Genomic DNA, 17,740 nt, shown 5'->3' with positions numbered 1-17,740 from the left:
GCGCGGCCGCAGACTCCCGAGAGGGATCGGCTGCTCGATCTTGCACGAGGATAGGGGTAATCACGCAAAGTGCTGCTGGCGACACCGCTGCGCTCATCGTGCATTAGTCCGCTGTTGGCCCTTAGCTGAAGATCAGAACCTACGCCGCAGCGTCGGCTTTTTGAGGTGGATCGGACGTAGCTGCCGTTAGCCTCGACCGCCGCACTTGACCCGAACCGGAAATTGTTGCCTCGCGAGACCCGCACTGCGTCGGGATGTCCTGTTACCAAAAGTGCGGGACATCAAGAGCCAAAGGTTAAGCTATGTCATCCGTAGCTAGAGTCTGCCGCGCGGCTTTCTCTTGTGCGATAATTCCTTCGAGCCGCGAGATGTTTTCCAGCAGGCGCTGGCTGGTCAGGACGAGAAAGTAATAGCCGAATTGCGGATTTTGAAAGTAGATTTCGAGCAGCCTTTCATAAGTTATGGTCAGGACTTGTCCGTCTTCTATGCATTCGACGGTCGCGGTTCGCCGTTTATTGGGAGTAAGGAAGCCAAGTTCGCCCATGAGACGTCCCGGCGGAATTTCGACGCTGATCTCCGTGACCAGGAACTTTCCAGTGACCGTCAGGAACATCTCGGTGGCCGCATCATCTTTCTTGAACAATTTATCGCCGCTGCGATATTTGCGCTCGGTCATGAACGGTTTGAGCCATTCCAATGAGGTATCGCCCTCCGTCGCGATGCGTGCCCTCTTGATCAGATTGAGCATCTGGCGGAGGCGAATTGCATTGATCGGCAGCAACAGCAGATACAGGATAAAAGTCCCGACGTTTCCAGAGAGCGCGCCAAAGGCGACGAAGAATGTACAGCCGGCCATGTTCGCGACGCGCAGCGGCACCATTGTATGCATCAGCAAGGTAGCGACAAGAAAGATGGCGCCAACCAGGGCGAACATATTGGCAAGCGTGATGTTGGCCAGCACAATTTCCAGCAGCCGGTTGAATAGTGCGTCGTAGGTGATGTTGTTCGGATCGAGACCCATCTGAACCAGAATCTTTGCGATCCTGAGATTGTCCGCCGCCGCATCAAGAATGCGGTCTAGTATCGTCGAAGAATCTGCACTGCTGGACTCCATCGGATCATCCTCCGCGCAAAAGCCGTCGGTATTCGTCGGATATCCCGGATACTGATAATTGAAGTCGGATAACGACCGTTTGAGTAAGATTACCAGCGGTCTCGGTGCAATCGATCGATTTTACCTCGGGCGGTGAATTCGGCAATTGCCCGCTCTCTAGTTCGCTTTGCCGTCGCATCTGCCCTGAGCTGAAGAGAGGTAACGCCGGCTCCCAGGCGGCTTTCGCAAGTGCAGGGCAATAGTGTCGCAAAATCGGGAACTTCCGAGTCTGGCACATTTGAGACATGCCGACGCACGGTCGCGATGTCTGTTGATACGGGCTGAGCCGAAGTCGTCGATACACGGTCAAACTGACTCGATTGACCCAATTCGGACGTGCAGCCTGATCGCGTCTCTTGCGAGTTGCGGGCCATCGGTGGCTCATGCGCGGGCTCCGCTCCTTGGACTCTTTTTGCGGGATTTCGCATTCTCAGCGAGGCTGGATCATTCGTCCGAGCCTGTGAATGGTTTGATGAGCGATCGCTCCGCCGGCCAGTTCCACCCGAGTAAGTAGAACTTCGGCCGTCGGATAGTCGCGCCGCTGTGGTGGCGTTGTTGGCCTATGGCTATCCGCGCAGTCTGATCTGGGTCGGATTTAGGCCCGGCGCAGTGTGGTAACTGCGTCGGAAAGTAGTAAGCTCAAACGCCTCGCGGAGGTCCCGATGCTGGTTCCGGACACTCTATACGCCAAGAGCGGTCACGTTCGCATCGCTTATCAGGTCGTGGGCGACGGACCCTTCGATCTCGTGTTTGTTCCCGGCTTTATTTCCAACCTCGATCTGGCATGGGAAGATCCAGTCCGGGCGCAGGTCTGGACCCGCCTCGCTGCCTTCTCGCGCCTTATCTTGTTTGACAAGCGGGGTACCGGACTATCCGACCGAATAGGGGGAGTGCCAACACTTGAAGAGCGAATGGACGATGTGCGCGCAGTGATGGATGCAGTTGGCTCGCGCCAGGCGGGTCTTTTCGGCGCCTCGGAGGGTGGCGCGATGTCAATGCTGTTTGCAGCCAGTTATCCGGACCGCACCCGGGCGTTGGCCCTGTATGGTGCCTTTAGCCACTTCCTCTCGTGGGTTATGCCCCCAGATCAACTTGAGGCATTTCTTGAACGTTTGGAGAAAAACTGGGGGACGGGTCAAAGCCTTGCTCTGTTTGCCCCCAGTCTGCTCTCTGACAACGCGTGTAAGCGACGCTACGCACGCTTCGAACGCCTCAGTGCGAGCCCGTCGTCGGCCACTGCACTCATTCGCATGAATAGTGAAATCGACATTCGCCCAATCCTTCCGTCAATCCAAGTGCCCACGCTTATTGTCCATCGAGAAGGAGATGCTAACGTTAACGTTGAAGCGGGGCGGTTCTTGGCTAATCAAATCCCAAACGCGAAATACGTCGAGTTGCCTGGAAATGATCATTTGCTGTGGGTCGGCAACACGGAACGGGTGGTGGACGAGGTCGAGGAGTTCTTGACGGGGTCGCGGCATATACCAGAGCCCGACCGTGTGCTTGCCACCGTTCTGTTTACCGACATCGTAGGCTCGACAAAGAGAGCGGAGGCAATTGGGGATAGGGCCTGGCATGACTTGCTCGATCGACACAATGAGATCGTACGGCGAGAGATCCTGCACCATCGCGGGCGTGAGGTGAAAACGACCGGAGATGGGTTTCTCATCACCTTTGATGGTCCGGCGCGATCAATTAGGTGTTCGCTGGCCATAACCGAGGCCGTTGAGGATCTTGGCTTGCAGGTCAGGGCCGGACTTCACACGGGCGAAATCGAAATGACGGACAATGACCTAAGCGGTATTGCAGTCCACATCGCATCGCGCATTGCGGCAATGGCACAGCCTGGACAGGTTCTCGTATCGAGCACGGTCCGCGACCTTGTCGCAGGATCAAACATTCGCTTCCGCGATGAAGGTAGCCACCGCCTGAAAGGCCTGGAAGAAAGCGTCAGGCTGTTTGCTGCGGGACACCGATAGTTAGCTCGTAAGCTCGGTGATCGGAGCACGTAAACCCGTCTCCGACGAACTGATCTGTTGCGCTCAATAAAGCAAGAGTCCGCTCATGGCACTTTGCGACCTGCCGACCGGTTCTGAAATTGTCCGCTTATCGGGGTAGATCGGAAGTGATCGGCGCATGGCCAAACCGGCGCTTTTGACCCATAGCGGTCATTTGTGGTCGCCCGCTCGTCCCGAAGTTGCTATAACTCAGACCTGCCGGAGCATTGCTTGACCTGCGCGGAAGCTGTCCGTTCGTTGACACGGTGATCGCATGAGACGATTTGCCGTTACGGTGCCGATCCTTCTCGTTGTGCTGCTGACCTTCGCGTCAGCCACAGCTCAATCGGGGCGAAAAATGGCGCGGATCGGCGTGCTTTGCGCGCCCGCTTGCAAGCTTGGCCCCCATGATGCGTTTATGGACGAGCTTCAGAAATTCGGCTGGATTGAGGGCACCACCATCGCGATTGAGTGGAAGAGCCCAGATTATCATCTCGACCGGCTTCCGGCGCTTGCCGCGGACCTCGTGCGCTCGAAGCCCGATCTCATCGTCGCTTTCACACCTCCGGCTGCGCGGGCTGCGAAGAACGCAACCTCCGACATTCCAATTGTCATGCTGTTCGTCGCAGATCCCGTCGGCATGGGACTTGCGTCAAGTCTTGCCCATCCCGGCGGAAACTTGACGGGCGTCGCCACGCTCGTTCCGGGCGGTTTTAACACCAAAGGGCTCGAAATCATTCGAGAGCTTTTGCCCGAGGCGAAGCGCGTAGCCGTGTTCATCAATCCTGCAAATGAGATCCATCGGCTGCTTTATCCGAAAGAGTATCCACCTGGGGTCGCCAAGTTCGGATTTCAGCTCGATCTTTTTGAGCTACGAGACCCTGCCGAATTGCCTGACGCCGTTGCCACGGCCAAGGCGAGGGGTGCAGAGGCTTTGTCTGTGTGGTCTGACCCGTTGTTCGACTTCCCGCCAAACCGATTGCCCGATCTCGCGCTGCATGCGGGCTTGCCGTCGTTCTCCCTGTTTCCCCACTTCGTACAAGCGGGCGGATTGTGCGCTTATGGGCCCGACCCTCTTGCCTTAGCTCGCCGTGGGGTACATTACATCGATCGAATTTTGAAAGGCGCCAAACCTTCTGAACTTCCCATTGAGCAACCCACCAAATTCCTGCTTTTTCTCAACCTAAAGACCGCGAAATCGCTCGGCCTAGAATTGCCCGCGTCGCTTCTCACCCGCGCTGACGAGGTCATCGAATAGGGGACCATGTCGCCTGTTGGCACCTTTGAGACATGCCGAAGCAGGCCCAGGATGTCTGTTTATCGGTGTTGACCGGAAGTGATCTGCCGGCAGTCAGAATGACGCGATTGACCCATAGCGGTCATGCACGGCCATTGAGGCGTGCAATTACATTGGTTGCGGACGAAGATCGAGTCGGCACCAGGGGCCTGCGCGCGCCGCCGACATTGCCGCGAACGGTCGTCACGGATATCTCTCGCGAGGTCTCGTCGTGTTTGCGAGCTCTTGAAGGGTTGGAGATGACCATGAGCAACGAGTCACGCCACTTGGCCGGCATTCTTCTGATCGTCATGCCGACGGTCATGTATGGTGGCGTAAGCATCCTTTCTCTTCTGATCGGCGACCCGAAGTACATGGAGAACCCGTTGCGCCAGGATTTATGGCGCGCCGGGCATGCACATGCAGGCGTTTGGCTCATCCTGGCGCTCGTGGCGCTGCGCTACGTGGATGAGGCCAACCTCTCAAACGCGATGAAATGGCTTGTGCGAGGTTCGATCCCCATCGCCGCAATCCTGGTTCCGGCGGCCTTTTTCCTGTCCGTCATACCGCCCCACGCACGGGCCCCGAGCGGGCTCATCTATCTGGCCTATGTTGGCGCAGTGGTGCTGGCAGTCGGCGTGCTCGTCCTCGGCATCGGCCTCGTCAGACGTCCTGCACAACGATCTTAGGTGATGTTCGCCGGCGTCGTTCACAGTTTTGGAAATCATCGGCGCGCCCTTCTTCATTTGGCGGCAGGCCCGTTTGGCGAGATGAAGTAGAGTTACTCTGCGCGACGCGAACCCCGGCCACACGAGTCCGCTAATGGCGCTAACAGCCAATTCAATTTTGCGCGGTGGATGTCAGCAACACGATGCCTGCCATGGCTAAGGCAGCGCCGCCAATGCGTTTTGCGTTGCGCCGGCTTTAGCTACTGGACCGAGGCAAAAACGGATCCACGGACTCAGCTAACCGGACCGCCAATTGGGTAGTGGCCGGCGTGGACTGCTTCACGGATGGCAATGAGTCGACAGAATAGACTGTCAGCCCAGCAGCAGTGACAAAGGCAGCTATCGCAATCGCAGCGAGATATCTCATGGCGATGGTCCTCCATCGGTCCCACAAACTAACCGGGCACTCTCACAAATGGTTCCAGAGCGTATGAGGACCCTAGCCCCTCGGACGGGCTCGGGCGCGCAATCAGCAAACGCCGTATTGAAGTTGATCGCCTCGCCGCAATCCAAGCGCGTGTCGACGGAGCCGCATGTCGTGCATTCCAGGTGCGCGCGCTGATCGCCTGCCAATCAGGCACGCTGTCGAGCCGCAGTTCCGCGCCGCGGTCGCTATTGGGAGAGGAGCGGAAGTGGTCCCGACATCGCTAAGCCGACGCAACTGACCCTTAGCTCACATCGATGACTGAGCTGAACATTGCCGGACCCGATTCTCTACTCGGCCCCGTACTCATTCGGCCAACATCGCCTCAGCCGGCCAGGAGCGGCGCCCGGCTTCACTGTTGTCGGGAAAACGGCCTTACCCATTTTCAACGCGTTGCAACGAGCCGCGTTAAGCGCCAGAACAAAGGTCCTCACATGCCGTGGCTGGCAAATACTTTTTGGCAGCTCTTGCTCAGTCTGGTCCTGTTCTGCTGCAAGCATTGTTGAACCGCTCCATCATCGCCCAATTGCTGTCGGGAAAAGCGCTGCGCATCTCGTCTACAGGCCTGCTGCTCTTGTGGCGTGCCCATGTGACCCTGTGATGGGGACCTCCGGCCGCCCCAAGACTTCGGAAGCGCGCCGGCAAGCCGATCACCCCGAAGGAGCGGCCGGCCGCTGGCAATGTGGTCGATCTAATGGAGGCGTTGCGCCGGAGCGTGGGTTCGGAGCAGGCGTCCAAGCCCGCGAAAAAGCCCAAGAAGGCGTCCGTCGGACAGAAGGAGATGCTGCTACCGATCGCCAGCAAGAAGCCAGCAAAGGAAGCGACCGCGAAGAAACCCACCGCCAAACACCAGCGTAAGTCGGCATAGAGCGGCTCCGCCACAGCAACGACGCCGATTTGCGTTCTCAGCCGAGAGGTCGGCTTTGCCTGAAATGGAAACTGTTCGGAGTGAACCTCCTGGCCACGGCGCGCGCCTGGCCCTCGCATGTCTCCAGCGCGATCTTCTGGGCAAGCATAACGTCTCCGATCGGCAGAGCGCCGATCGGCATGAAACACAGCCCCTCCAGCAGGCGACCTCTTTTGTCGATCTCGCATACATTCACCGAGGCCCCGGCGTGGATCCTGTACCGCTTTCCGCTGTCGCTTCCGACGACCTCGAAGTAGCCCTTCCTGGCGAACTGCTCTCGCTGCGCCGGCGACAACCATTCTCGCAAGAGCCGCAGCGAGCGGCCCTCCGGCGTGCCCTCGGCGCCGTGCCCGATGAACAGTGCTCGCGTCGCGCTTATGCGGGAGCGGCCGCCCGGCGGCCACGGTCGAAAGCCGAACATGGCCGGGCCGTTACCCGCCGACCAGCCTGGGGAAGAAGACAGTTTCTTCCGCAGTGGGGTCGAACGATCGTAGGTGCGAGGTCTGACCCGGACCCGTCCTAACTGCCGCGGTGAAGCCGGCATTGGTGAGCTCGTAGAACCGCTGCTCCGCTTTCGCCAGTTCTTGTGCGTCATCCGAATTGAAGGGGTGACGGCGGTCGCCGCTGCGGTCCATCACGATCTGGATCGGCATGATCATCCTCCTGGGACTGCTGGTGGCAAGGACCTGCTCCAGTATCCGACCGACCTCACGGACTTTCAAGAAGAACATTCCATCGCAATCGCCGATCGTCTGCCGATCGCAGCAAGCGCAATCAGGCTGGCAGACGCTCCGGGCAGGTGTCGCCGAGCGAGTCCAGGCGTCCCGAACTTCAGCGACGGCCGCCTCCGGAGAGACGCCGGACGGCGGATCCTGACGGGCGATGACGAGAGCGCGCTGTTGGGCATGGGGATCAGCGCGGGCCTGCATCCAGCCATGCTCCTCGCATTCGCGGATCGGTCCGGCTTCCTGCAACACGGAGACGGCCCAGCCCCGCAGCGTCCTCATAGCGGGCTGCCGTTCCTTCGTCATCCGCATCGAAATGGCTCCTGCCGAAGACCACGTCTTCCGATCCGGCTGCTAACAAAGTTCAGGGATTCGTAAATGCAAGGTCTGCTGGTTGTCCCCGGGTCTGACGAGGCGGGAAAACGCTACGCAGCCACTGCCTGCGATCTCGTCTCTAACGTCTGCTGTCCAAGATGAACCGGACCAAGATTTGCCAAGCGGGAACCGCCGCTTGTGACCCGACTCGGACCTCCCGCGATGTCCGCTTTCGCGCCGCTATCGGCGGACCTTTAATTATCGCGACCCACCACCGAAGTTCGCCGACATTTTTCAGTCAACGGAAATCATGTTCTGGTCGGTCACGGACATCCACACGCGCTCGCAGATGCGGATCTATCTCGGCGACCGCGCCGCATCGAGCCTGAAGCCATCGACGCGATGTCCCAGGCGCTATCGGACGAAGCCTGCGAGTGCGGTTATAACGTGGCAACTTCTATGAAATGTTGCGGACCGCGTCGGCGTCGGTTGCTGCCAAATATGTGGCTGCCTGTGCGCGATAAAGCTTTCATCCTTTCGCATTGTTATCTCTAAAGCGCCACAGAGTGGGCTCCCGCTCCCCAGCCTGCATGCCTTCGCAGAGGCGTCCGGAATTCCACAGCTCGGAAATCAGGGAGACGGACATGCAACTCATTCGATCAGACCTTGATTTCATTCTCGCGCAAATTCGATTCGCCGAAACCGGCGCTCGTTTGGAGGACCCTTCTCTTCCGTTCGGGCTGCGGACGGTTGACGGCACGAACAACAGCGTGGTGCCAGGCCAGTCGGACTTCGGCGCCGCGGATCGGGTGTTCCCGCGGATGACCGATCCTGTGTTCCGCGAAGCGGATCTCGGGACGTCCTACTCCCAGCCCAAAGATACAGTGATCGACGCCCAACCGCGGATCATCAGCAATCTGATTGCCGACCAGAATGCGAACAGCAACCCGGCGGCCGCCGCAGTCGACAGCGATGGCGACGGGGTTATTCCGAACGTGGATTCCGATGGCGCGGCGCCGTTCAATCAGTGGTTCACGTTCTTCGGCCAGTTCTTCGACCATGGCCTGGATCTGGTGAACAAGGGCGACAGCGGGACAGTGTTTATCCCACTGCAGCCGGACGACCCTCTCTACGTTGAAGGCAGCCCGACCAATTTCATGGTGTTGACGCGTGCGACCAACCTGGCCGGGGCAGACGGGGTCGTGGGAACTTCGGACGATGTCCACGAGCACACGAACCAGACGACACCGTTCATCGATCAGAACCAGACGTACACGTCGCATCCGTCACACCAGGTTTTTCTGCGCGAGTACATGCTTGACCCCAACGGCAATCCGGTGGCAACCGGGCGTCTGCTCGAAGGCGTCAATGGCGGCCTGGCAACATGGGCTGACGTCAAAGCGCAAGCGCGGGAGCTGCTCGGCATCGACCTGACCGATGCCGATGTGACCAACATTCCCTTGCTGGCAACCGACTCTTATGGGCGCTTCCTGGCCGGAGCTCATGGATACGCCCAACTCGTGATGCCCGGCGCTGACGGCATTGCGGGCACGCCCGACGACATCCTGACAGAAGGCAACCCCACCAATCCCATCAGCACCACCGGGGCGATCCGCACCGGACACGCCTTTCTGAACGACATTGCCCATGATGCCGTTCCGACCGACAAGGTCGCGGACGGCGACACGGAGGTCAGCCTCTCGAACCTTGACGGGTCGGATACGAGCGGCAACTACGACAATGAGCTGCTCGATGCCCACTACATCACCGGCGACGGACGCGGGAATGAGAATATTGGCTTGACCGCCGTTCATCACGTTTTCCACGCGGAACACAACCGGCTGATCGGGCACCTGAAGGAGGTGATCCTGGCCGAAGCGGACAATGATCCAGCATTCGTGAGCCCGTGGCTGAAGCCGGGAGCGGATATGTCCGACGGCATCCAGGACAGTGACTGGAATGGCGAGTACCTGTTCCAGGCCGGCAGATTTGCGACCGAGATGCAATACCAGCATCTTGTCTTCGAGGACTTTGCACGCAGCATCCAGCCGAACATCGATGAGTTCGAGGCGCACGACGTCACCATCGATCCGGCGATCGTCGCCGAGTTCGCGCACACGGTCTATCGGTTCGGGCACTCGCTGCTGCGCGAGACTGTTGACCGTCTGGATGCCGACGGCAACGTGGTCGACGCCAATGCCGAGGTGGCGGGCGACCAGCAGCTCAGCCTGATTGACGCCTTCCTCAATCCGCTCGCCTATGCGGAGCGTGGCGCCGACGGCGATGCTGCAGCGGAGATCGTGCGCGGAGCAACGGGCGAGGTCGCCAACAGCGTCGACGAATTCGTTACCGGTGCGCTGCGCAACAATCTTCTCGGTTTGCCTCTGGACCTTGCGACAATCAACCTCGCGCGCGGCCGTGACACCGGCGTGGCACCGCTCAACAGTGTCCGCGAGCAGTTCTACGCAACAACCGGAGATCCCGATCTCAAGCCATATGCGAGCTGGGCGGAATTCGGGAGCGGCATTAAGCACCCAGAGTCTCTTGTGAACTTCATTGCAGCGTACGGCGTTCATCCGTTGCTCGCTGATGCCGCCACGGTGGCGGAGAAACGTGACGCGGCCGTCACGCTTGTCTATGGGACGGCGGATGACCCGACCACGGCGGCAGACGAGAGCGTTGGCCCGGACACTGATTTTCTCAACGGCACTGGAGCCTTCGCCGGCGTCGAGACTGGTCTCAATGACGTTGATCTGTGGATCGGGGGCCTGGCGGAGAAGCCGCTGGCGTCGGGCGGGCTGCTGGGCTCGACCTTCAACTTCGTGTTCGAGACTCAGATGGAAAATTTGCAGAATGGTGACCGCTTTTACTACCTTTCGCGGTTGGAAGGTACGAATTTCCTAAATCAGCTCGAGGGCACCTCATTCTCCGAGCTGGTGATGCGCAACACTGATACCACTCACCTTCCCTTCGACGTCTTCGCGGTGCCCACCTACACGATCGAAGCCGGCGACCCGTCAACCTATCCGGTCGACGCTGCCGGAAATCCATTAGTGATGACCAAGCATGGAGGCAAGCTAGGGTTTCTTGGCGACGATCACGTCGTGATCGGCGGTACCGACCGGACGGACAGGATTCAGTCCGGCGCCGGGGACGATACGCTCTGGGGCGACGGTGGCAACGATGTCCTCGACGGCGCCCTCGGCAACGATGCCGTGATCGGTGGCGACGGCAACGACCGCCTGACCGGCGGCGACGGCGACGACTTCGTCAACGGCGCCGCCGGAAACGACAAGGTATGGGGCGGCGCAGGCTCCGATCTGCTCGTCGGCCTGGAGGGCCGCGATCGCATCAAAGCCGGCGATGGCGACGACGAGGTCTTCGGGGGCCTCGGCAATGATCAGATCTTTGGAGGCACCGGCAACGACGAGCTGCTGGGGAACGAGGGCGATGACTGGATGAAGGGGGGGCAGGGCGACGACCACCTAATCGGTGATAACGGCAATCCGTTCGGCGAGCCGCTCCCGGACACGGACACGGCCCTATTCTCGGGTAGGGCAAAGAACTACACGATCGATCATAATGCCGATGGCTCAATCACGGTCACCGACAAGGTCGGTGCCGAGGGCACGGACACGCTGCAGAATATCGAACGCCTGCAATTTGCTGATAAGATGATTCTGGCAGACGGCTCAGCTGAAGCGACCGGCGGTGACGGTGCCGACACCTTTGTGTTCAACCTTGACTCTCTCAAGGGTGAACACAACACCGCAACCATCACGGATTTTCCGAAAGTGGACAAGCTGCAACTTTTGAACGACGTTTATGTCAAAGTATCCTCCGACCATCACGGCGGAACGCTGCTGCAAGTCGGCGACGACGACACCATCGATTTGTTGGACGTAGAGCCGAATGGATTGCACCATCGAGACTGGGCATAAGACCAAATGCTGCGTCGCTCTAAGTGGGCGGCGCAGCACTGCTCAATTTGTGAGATGACTCACCATTTTCTCACAAGGGACCAATAGTGTCGCGTCCAGCGCGGTGATCTAGGTAGCGATGATCATAGCGTCAGAATTGCGATCCCGCTGGTCGATAATGTCTGCGTTAGTCAATTTCGGACCTCAGCTGATTCCTTTGCCGACCTGACCGAGGAGACATTTACTTTTGCCATCGGCCTCCCAGCCATTCAGACCTCTTCATCGTGCGAGAGGAATACGCGCCGCTGCACACCGCCCCGACCCGGGGGTTCGTTATCAACCCGACGTATACCAGCCAGCAGTCAGCGCGTGCCCGGCGAGCGGTTTCGGGTAGACGATTCCGCCAAGCAGCGCCACATCCCCAGCGGCGTGCCCACTCGCTGGCATCACGCTTATGGTGGCCACATATCTTGGTTGCCGAACGGACCCGGATCGGTAGGTGCACGCCGACGACGTATTGAACAAGGCACCATTTGCACTCGTCGTTTGCTGTGGTGCATGAGTCCGTAAGTGGCACCTTGACATGCCCGCCTGTCCTGAGAATGTCCGTTCACCGAGGTAGACCGGAAGTTGCCGTGGTCCGGCCAAATCGACGCGAATGACCTGAACCGGAAGTCGGATTGGCCCCCGAAATGGTGGCGAAAACGCGCTGATACCCGGTGACTGACCACTGCTGATTTGATAACCTGCGATCAGACCCGGCTGGCAGGCGACCGCAGGCGACCGAATGAATTCGGTCAATTGAAACGGGGGCGAGTTCATCGCGCTTCTCGGCGGCGCGACGGCTTGGCCACTCGCCGCGCGCAGCGGCGGGCGATGCCGGTGGTCGGGTTCCTCAACAGCGCGTCGTCGCAGGCGTATGCGCTTAAGCGGCCTTTCTCAGTTCCTTGAATGGAGTGGGCCCATGCTGTTCGGTACCTGTAATTGTCATCCACGGTCGCCAATATCGCGACGCGGATTGCTCTGTGCCGGCGGCGCGGGCTTCGTGTCAGCGCTCATCGGCACGTTGGCCGGAAATGCGCGAACGGCGCGAGCTCAGGCGGTCGGGTCTAGGGTTCCGGAGGTCGACCGGGTTGCCGTTCGCATCGTCACAGATAATCAGGTCATACAGTTCATTCCGTCGGAAAAGCGCGATGGCCTCACAATCGAGCGGCGGACGGGCGCCAATCTGACCCCGGATGCGCCACCGCGCACCGCGCTGCACGGCGAGTGGGGACTCTCGATGCATGTGGAATCGCAGCGCGGCAACGAGGTGCGCAACGTTCTGGTCGATTTCGGTTACACGCCGGAAACGCTGATCAACAACATGTCCATTCTCAAAATAAATCCCGCGAATTTCGATGCGTTCGTGCTGAGCCACGGCCACTACGATCATTTCGGCGGGATGGTCGGACTTCTTTCCGCGAACAAGGGCAAGCTCAAGAAGAACGTTCCATTCTTCGTCGGCGGTGAAGATTGCTTCTGCACACGGGAGAGTGGCTTCGGGCAATACGGCGCGCTCGACCGCGAGGCGATCATGGACGCAGACCTAGCGCTGATGATGGCGGAGGGGCCAGCCATCGTCGCCGATCATGGTTTCACCACCGGCAAGATCGCGCAGGTAAGCTCGGAAAAGCCGCTGCAACCGACCAGGGAGAAGGTCGGCATCGTCAATGGTTTTGGATGCTTCCCGGACAAGATGTCACCAGCGAAGAATACTGGCACTTTCATTCCGGATGACTTCGAGCACGAGATCGGGACCAACTTTTTGGTCAGGGGCAAAGGTCTCGTCATTCTCACCTCGTGCAGCCATCGCGGCATCATCAACACGATCAGGCAGGCGCAAGTCGTCTCGGGCATCAAGAACATCCACGCCGTTATCGGTGGCTTCCATATCGTTCCCCCGCTGAATGACGACTACATCCGACAGGTCGTCGCGACCTTAAAGGAGATCAATCCCGACTATCTGGTCCCCGGCCACTGCTCCGGAGACAGATTCTACGACCTCGCCCGTAACGAACTGGGCGATAAGGTCATTCACTCGGCGGTGGGAACTCGGTTCGTCTTCGGAGCATAAGGACCGGTCTAGCAAGATTTGAGCAAGCATGGCCGATGCTTGACGCTCGGTCATTGCGAGCCGGACGAAGGCGACAGCTATTTGGTTGGCATTGTGTTCGGAGAGAGAAATGACGATCAATCGGTGATGCAGCACGGCGAGGCCGGGAGAGCCGGCGCAAGGTCACGATCGGAGCGGTTCAAGTGCGCCCCTCTGGTCCATCGGAGTTCTCGACGAACGAATACGTGTATTCTTCCAGAAGGGGAGGCTCGCATGTCCCGCGCGGATAAATCTACGACCCCAAAACACGCCGAGCGGAGCCTGGCCGCAATCCTGGCCGCTGACGTGGTCGCCTATTCTCGTCTAATGGGCGCAGACGAAGAGGGCACCCTTGAAAGCCTCAAGGCGCATCGGCGCGAACTGATCAATCCAAAAATCACTGAGCATAAAGGCCGGATTGTCAAAACGACCGGCGACGGCGTTTTAATCAAATTCGCCAGTGTTGTCGACGCGCTGCGCTGCGCTACCGAGGTCCAACTCGGTATGATTGAACGCAATGTGGATGTGCCGAGGGAGAAGCGGATTGAATTTCGAGTGGGCATCAATGTCGGCGATATCATTTTGGATCAAGGGGACATTTACGGCGAGGGAGTGAACATCGCTGCTCGGTTGGAGAATTTGGCCGAGCCGAACACTGTCTACATCTCCGGTGCGGTGTTTGATCAAGTGAGGAACAAACTCCCCCTCCGATACGACTTTCTTGGCGAGCAGCACGTTAAGAACATCTCTGAGGCCGTGCGGGTATACCGTGTCCACCCTAGCAGCACCTCGCGTGCGCCGTTGCCGCTGCGGCGCGCCGTTTCGCTCATAGCGGCGGCGCTGCTTATTGGGATAGGTGTGACAAGCGTTGCGTATTGGCAGCACCGAACCTCACCGATCGAATCTGCCGCGGTGCCGCCGGTACCTTCGCGTGGAGGTTTGCTTTCCGAGCAACCGTCCATCGCGGTGCTGCCTTTTGCAAATATGAGCAGCGATCCGGCGCTTGAGTACTTCGTCGATGGTATCACCGAAGACTTGACTACATGGCTCTCGCAAAACCCGGAGCTTCGTGTGATTTCGCGCACCTCCGCCTTCGCGTATAAAGGAAAATCCCCCGACATTCGGCAGGTCGGCCGGGAGCTGGGCGCGCGCTACCTTCTGGAAGGTAGCGTTCGGAAGGATAGCGATCGGGTACGGATCACGGCGCAGCTAATCGAGGCGGCATCGGGGCACCACGTCTGGGCGCAGCGTTACGATGAGGAGGGCAATGATGTTGCCGCCTTGCAGGATGCGGTCACCCATAAGATTGTCAGTTCAGTGGGCAGTATGCACGGCCAGATCCGCGCGGCGGATTACCGAAACGCTTGGAGCAAGGATGCGACTAAGCTTCAGGAGTACGATTATTTCCTGCGTATTCATGGGTTAATCATGCGGGGTCCAAAGGAAGACCTGGAGCAAGCGCGGCAAGTCGCCCTTGAGGGGCTAAAGCGGTTCCCCGATTCGGCCATCATCAAAATCAAGCTCGCTTGGACGTATCTCAATGATGTTCGCCGGGGTTTCAGCGAGGACCCGCGGCGCGATCTTGAGCGCGCCTTCGCCCTCGGAAGTGAGGGAATGGCCGGGAAGGACATCCCACGGCTTGGGCAGATGCACGGCCATTGGCTGATGGCTTTGGCCTATTTCTATTGCAAACAGGATTACAGCCGCGCGCTTGACGAGCGGGAGATCACGCTTGCCATGGCGCCGATCGATGCCATTGTATACGTCGATCTATCACAGACCTTGACCTTTGCGGGACGGCCGATGGAGGCGCTGGACTCCATTCGCAAAGCGATCGCGCTCGATCCTGGCTATCCCTCCTGGTTCCACACTTATTTGGCAGAAGCGTACTACGCGGCCGGTAAAAGCCGGGAGGCTGTCGACGAGCTGGCGAAGATCAACCAGCCAGCGTTTAGAGATCTGGTATATAGGGCAGCGAGTCATGCCTCGCTTGGTCAGATTGATGAAGCGAGACTGGCAGTGGCAGGATTGCAAAACTGGAATGCGAGCGTCAGCTTGGCTAAGATTCGATACGTATTGCCCTACCAATCCGATGTTGATCGGCAGCGTGTGCTGGATGACTTGCGCAAGGCATCGCTGCCCCAAGGATAAACCCCTACGGTACCGGAAACAAGCTCCGGCTGTTTGGCCGGAGTTTCTCGTTAGGAGGCGGCGCATCATTGAACGGGCGAACTCGCCGAATCTGACAAGTGATGTTGCGTTCGCCCGACTGCTTTTCTCAGGTGATAGAAAAGCAGAAAGTACTTCAGTAAGCTCGCCTGCGAGGCACGTGTGCATCGGCTCGGCAAAGGTCCACTGGAAATTTGTTGACCACCGACAATGCGGCGTGCTCGTTCGTTTCCAAGGCAATTTTTGAGCAAAGCATGACGCCGCCCGCAACTTGTGTCCGGATGGCACGAAACACCAGGGCGCCCAGCGTTCAATCTCATGGACATTCGTCACTGAGCCGTAGCCGATGCGATACCGCTTTCCGCTATCGACATCGAACCATTTCAACGCGTCGGATTGCGCTTGTTGTTCTGGCTATTCTCGTAAAAGTGTTATGCCGCGAGCCTCGCGGGCGTCGTCGCCCGTAAATGCTCGGTATCGCTCCTGCATGGCTTGAACCTTGCGCGCGCGCTCGACCAACAAACGCCACAGGAAGCATGTCGGGGCAACTATCCGTTCGTCCAACATGAACTGGACCAGCCTCTCGATCGACGCGCACTTTTTCGAACATTGAGTGATGCAGAAAGCTTGAGCAATAAGTCGCGATGTCTGAGTCTGGCACTGAACCGGCATCTCGGCCGGTCCGCCGGATGTCCGCTTTTAGCGGGGTGAACGGAAAACATCTGCTCGCCGGGAGCATTTCCGTCTTTGACCCGAATGTATGGTCCGGCCGTGCGGTGCAAGAGGCTTGTAGGCTGGCTGATGCGGTCTTGCGTCAATGTATTCGGTCTCAGACTGGAGCATGTCCGGGGGGCCATCATGGATATCAGCGCGCATGCGATCTCATTAGCGGATAGGCCTCGTCGGGCCTTTCAGGTCACCAGTGTTCGCACGCGCCGGGGAAGACCGATCCTCCATCGTCGTCTCATCCTCTCGCAGAACTCGGCGGGTTAAGGGTATAGATCATGTCATCGATAGCTTCCTGGCTTTGCGCTGTTCCTTTGTTCGTGCCTGGCGGCCGTTCCTTCGTCCCGACCTGCAGGTGCAGAGATGCGCCGCGCGCAGGGACCGTCAAGGTTGGCCGTCGCGCGTGCCTTGCCTCTCGCGCCAGCGTGACCAGGCCACGCCTTGACGGTCCCGAGCACGGGGCGAGGATTAAGCGGGTCGGTACGCGGCTTCATTGGTCTTGACGCATCCGAAGGCGCACCCATTGTGAAGAACCGCCCGGCGATGCGGGCGACCTTGTTGGCGAGCGCGATCATCAGCACGTTGTGGTGTAGGCGCTTCCTTGCGGCCTCGATCCACGACTCAAGCCCGTAGCGGTTCCAATGCTTTGGCCCGATCTTAACTAACACGATCCAAGCAGCCTGAACGAACAGACTGCGCAAATAGCGATTGCCGCGCTTCGATATGCTGCCGAGGATCGTGCGGTCACCGGTCGATAGCTGCTTCGGCACGAGCCCGAGCCATGCGCCGAAGTCGCGACCTTTCGAGAACGCATCGCCGGCGCCGATCGCGGCCACCATCGCACTCGAGATAATCGGGCCGATGCCCGGGACCGACATCAGTCGCTCGCAGCCTTTGTCTTGACGAGCCAACGCTTCGATCTCGCTGGTGAGTCCTCAATGCGCGCATCCAGGCGGCGCCAGTCTGCCGTTAGGTCTTCGAGGATGTGCAACATGCGGGGCGAGAGCGCATCGGTTCGCGTCGCAAGGATGCCTGGCGACTCGGCCCGCAGGAAAAACGCAGCCCTTGCCGCACCGCGATTCCGCGCTCCAACAAGAAGGCGCGGATCTGATTGATGATGCCCGTGCGCTGACCGACAAACCGCTCGCGCACCCGGTGCAGCGCCTGCAAGTCGAGCTGGTCGGCCGTCTTGGTTGCGACGAATAAAAGGCGGTATGCTGATGCACTTCATCGAGCGGATTGGTTGACAACCTTGAGCGGCGACGC

10 protein-coding genes and 3 pseudogenes are annotated in these 17,740 nt (G+C 59.1%); 7 read left to right on the top strand and 6 right to left on the bottom strand.

Annotated features, from left to right (window positions below):
* Positions 1–295: 295 nt before the first annotated feature.
* Positions 296–1,114, bottom strand: a complete 819-nt coding sequence (locus tag V1278_RS36625; protein ID WP_334384041.1) for a Crp/Fnr family transcriptional regulator — start codon at positions 1,112–1,114, stop codon at positions 296–298.
* A gap of 701 nt (positions 1,115–1,815) precedes the next feature.
* On the opposite strand from V1278_RS36625, the gene V1278_RS36620 reads away from it, so the two are divergent.
* The 3 genes from V1278_RS36620 to V1278_RS36610 all read left to right on the top strand — a co-directional run bounded on the left by V1278_RS36620 (position 1,816) and on the right by V1278_RS36610 (position 5,115).
* Positions 1,816–3,132, top strand: a complete 1,317-nt coding sequence (locus tag V1278_RS36620; RefSeq protein ID WP_334384040.1) for an adenylate/guanylate cyclase domain-containing protein — start codon at positions 1,816–1,818, stop codon at positions 3,130–3,132.
* Positions 3,133–3,424: 292 nt separating this feature from the next.
* Positions 3,425–4,408 (top strand): ABC transporter substrate-binding protein, encoded by a 984-nt coding sequence (locus V1278_RS36615; RefSeq protein ID WP_334384039.1) that lies wholly within the window; start codon positions 3,425–3,427, stop codon positions 4,406–4,408.
* Between the two features lie 284 nt (positions 4,409–4,692).
* Positions 4,693–5,115: a hypothetical protein gene (locus V1278_RS36610; protein ID WP_334384038.1), complete on the top strand. Its 423-nt coding sequence runs from the start codon at positions 4,693–4,695 to the stop codon at positions 5,113–5,115.
* Between the two features lie 893 nt (positions 5,116–6,008).
* Here V1278_RS36610 and V1278_RS37110 read toward each other — a convergent pair.
* Complete coding sequence (locus V1278_RS37110; RefSeq protein ID WP_442894657.1) at positions 6,009–6,269, bottom strand: hypothetical protein; 261 nt, start codon at positions 6,267–6,269, stop codon at positions 6,009–6,011.
* On the opposite strand from V1278_RS37110, the pseudogene V1278_RS36600 reads away from it, so the two are divergent.
* Positions 6,207–6,446: pseudogene (locus V1278_RS36600) on the top strand (Ku protein); the annotation flags it as partial. The gene V1278_RS37110 and the pseudogene V1278_RS36600 sit on opposite strands and share 63 nt — an antisense overlap.
* Before the next feature lie 37 nt (positions 6,447–6,483).
* On the opposite strand, the gene V1278_RS36595 reads toward V1278_RS36600, so the two are convergent.
* The 3 genes and pseudogenes from V1278_RS36595 to V1278_RS36585 all read right to left on the bottom strand — a co-directional run bounded on the left by V1278_RS36595 (position 6,484) and on the right by V1278_RS36585 (position 7,522).
* Positions 6,484–6,906, bottom strand: a complete 423-nt coding sequence (locus V1278_RS36595) for a hypothetical protein (RefSeq protein ID WP_334384036.1) — start codon at positions 6,904–6,906, stop codon at positions 6,484–6,486.
* A 10-nt stretch (positions 6,907–6,916) separates the two neighbouring features.
* Positions 6,917–7,138: a hypothetical protein gene (locus tag V1278_RS36590; protein ID WP_334365129.1), complete on the bottom strand. Its 222-nt coding sequence runs from the start codon at positions 7,136–7,138 to the stop codon at positions 6,917–6,919.
* A 121-nt stretch (positions 7,139–7,259) separates the two neighbouring features.
* Positions 7,260–7,522 (bottom strand): annotated as a pseudogene (locus tag V1278_RS36585) (hypothetical protein).
* A 647-nt stretch (positions 7,523–8,169) separates the two neighbouring features.
* Between V1278_RS36585 and V1278_RS36580 the strand changes: the two are divergent.
* The 3 genes from V1278_RS36580 (at position 8,170) to V1278_RS36570 (ending at position 15,730) form a co-directional block, all read left to right on the top strand.
* Entirely contained in the window at positions 8,170–11,466 is a 3,297-nt protein-coding gene (locus V1278_RS36580) for a peroxidase family protein (protein ID WP_334384035.1), read from the top strand.
* A gap of 1,024 nt (positions 11,467–12,490) precedes the next feature.
* On the top strand, positions 12,491–13,561 hold the full coding sequence (locus tag V1278_RS36575) for an MBL fold metallo-hydrolase (RefSeq protein WP_334384034.1): 1,071 nt from the start codon (positions 12,491–12,493) through the stop codon (positions 13,559–13,561).
* A gap of 252 nt (positions 13,562–13,813) precedes the next feature.
* The gene (locus tag V1278_RS36570; protein ID WP_334384033.1) at positions 13,814–15,730 is read left to right on the top strand and encodes an adenylate/guanylate cyclase domain-containing protein; all 1,917 of its coding nucleotides are present in this window, start codon (positions 13,814–13,816) and stop codon (positions 15,728–15,730) included.
* A gap of 1,212 nt (positions 15,731–16,942) precedes the next feature.
* Here the strand turns inward: V1278_RS36570 and V1278_RS36565 are convergent.
* Positions 16,943–17,677: pseudogene (locus V1278_RS36565) on the bottom strand (IS110 family transposase); the annotation flags it as partial.
* Positions 17,678–17,740: the final 63 nt, after the last annotated feature.

It is taken from the genome of Bradyrhizobium sp. AZCC 1577 (assembly GCF_036924575.1).
Classification (GTDB): Bacteria; Pseudomonadota; Alphaproteobacteria; order Rhizobiales; family Xanthobacteraceae; genus Bradyrhizobium.
This window is presented reverse-complemented; position numbering and strand designations above follow the sequence as displayed.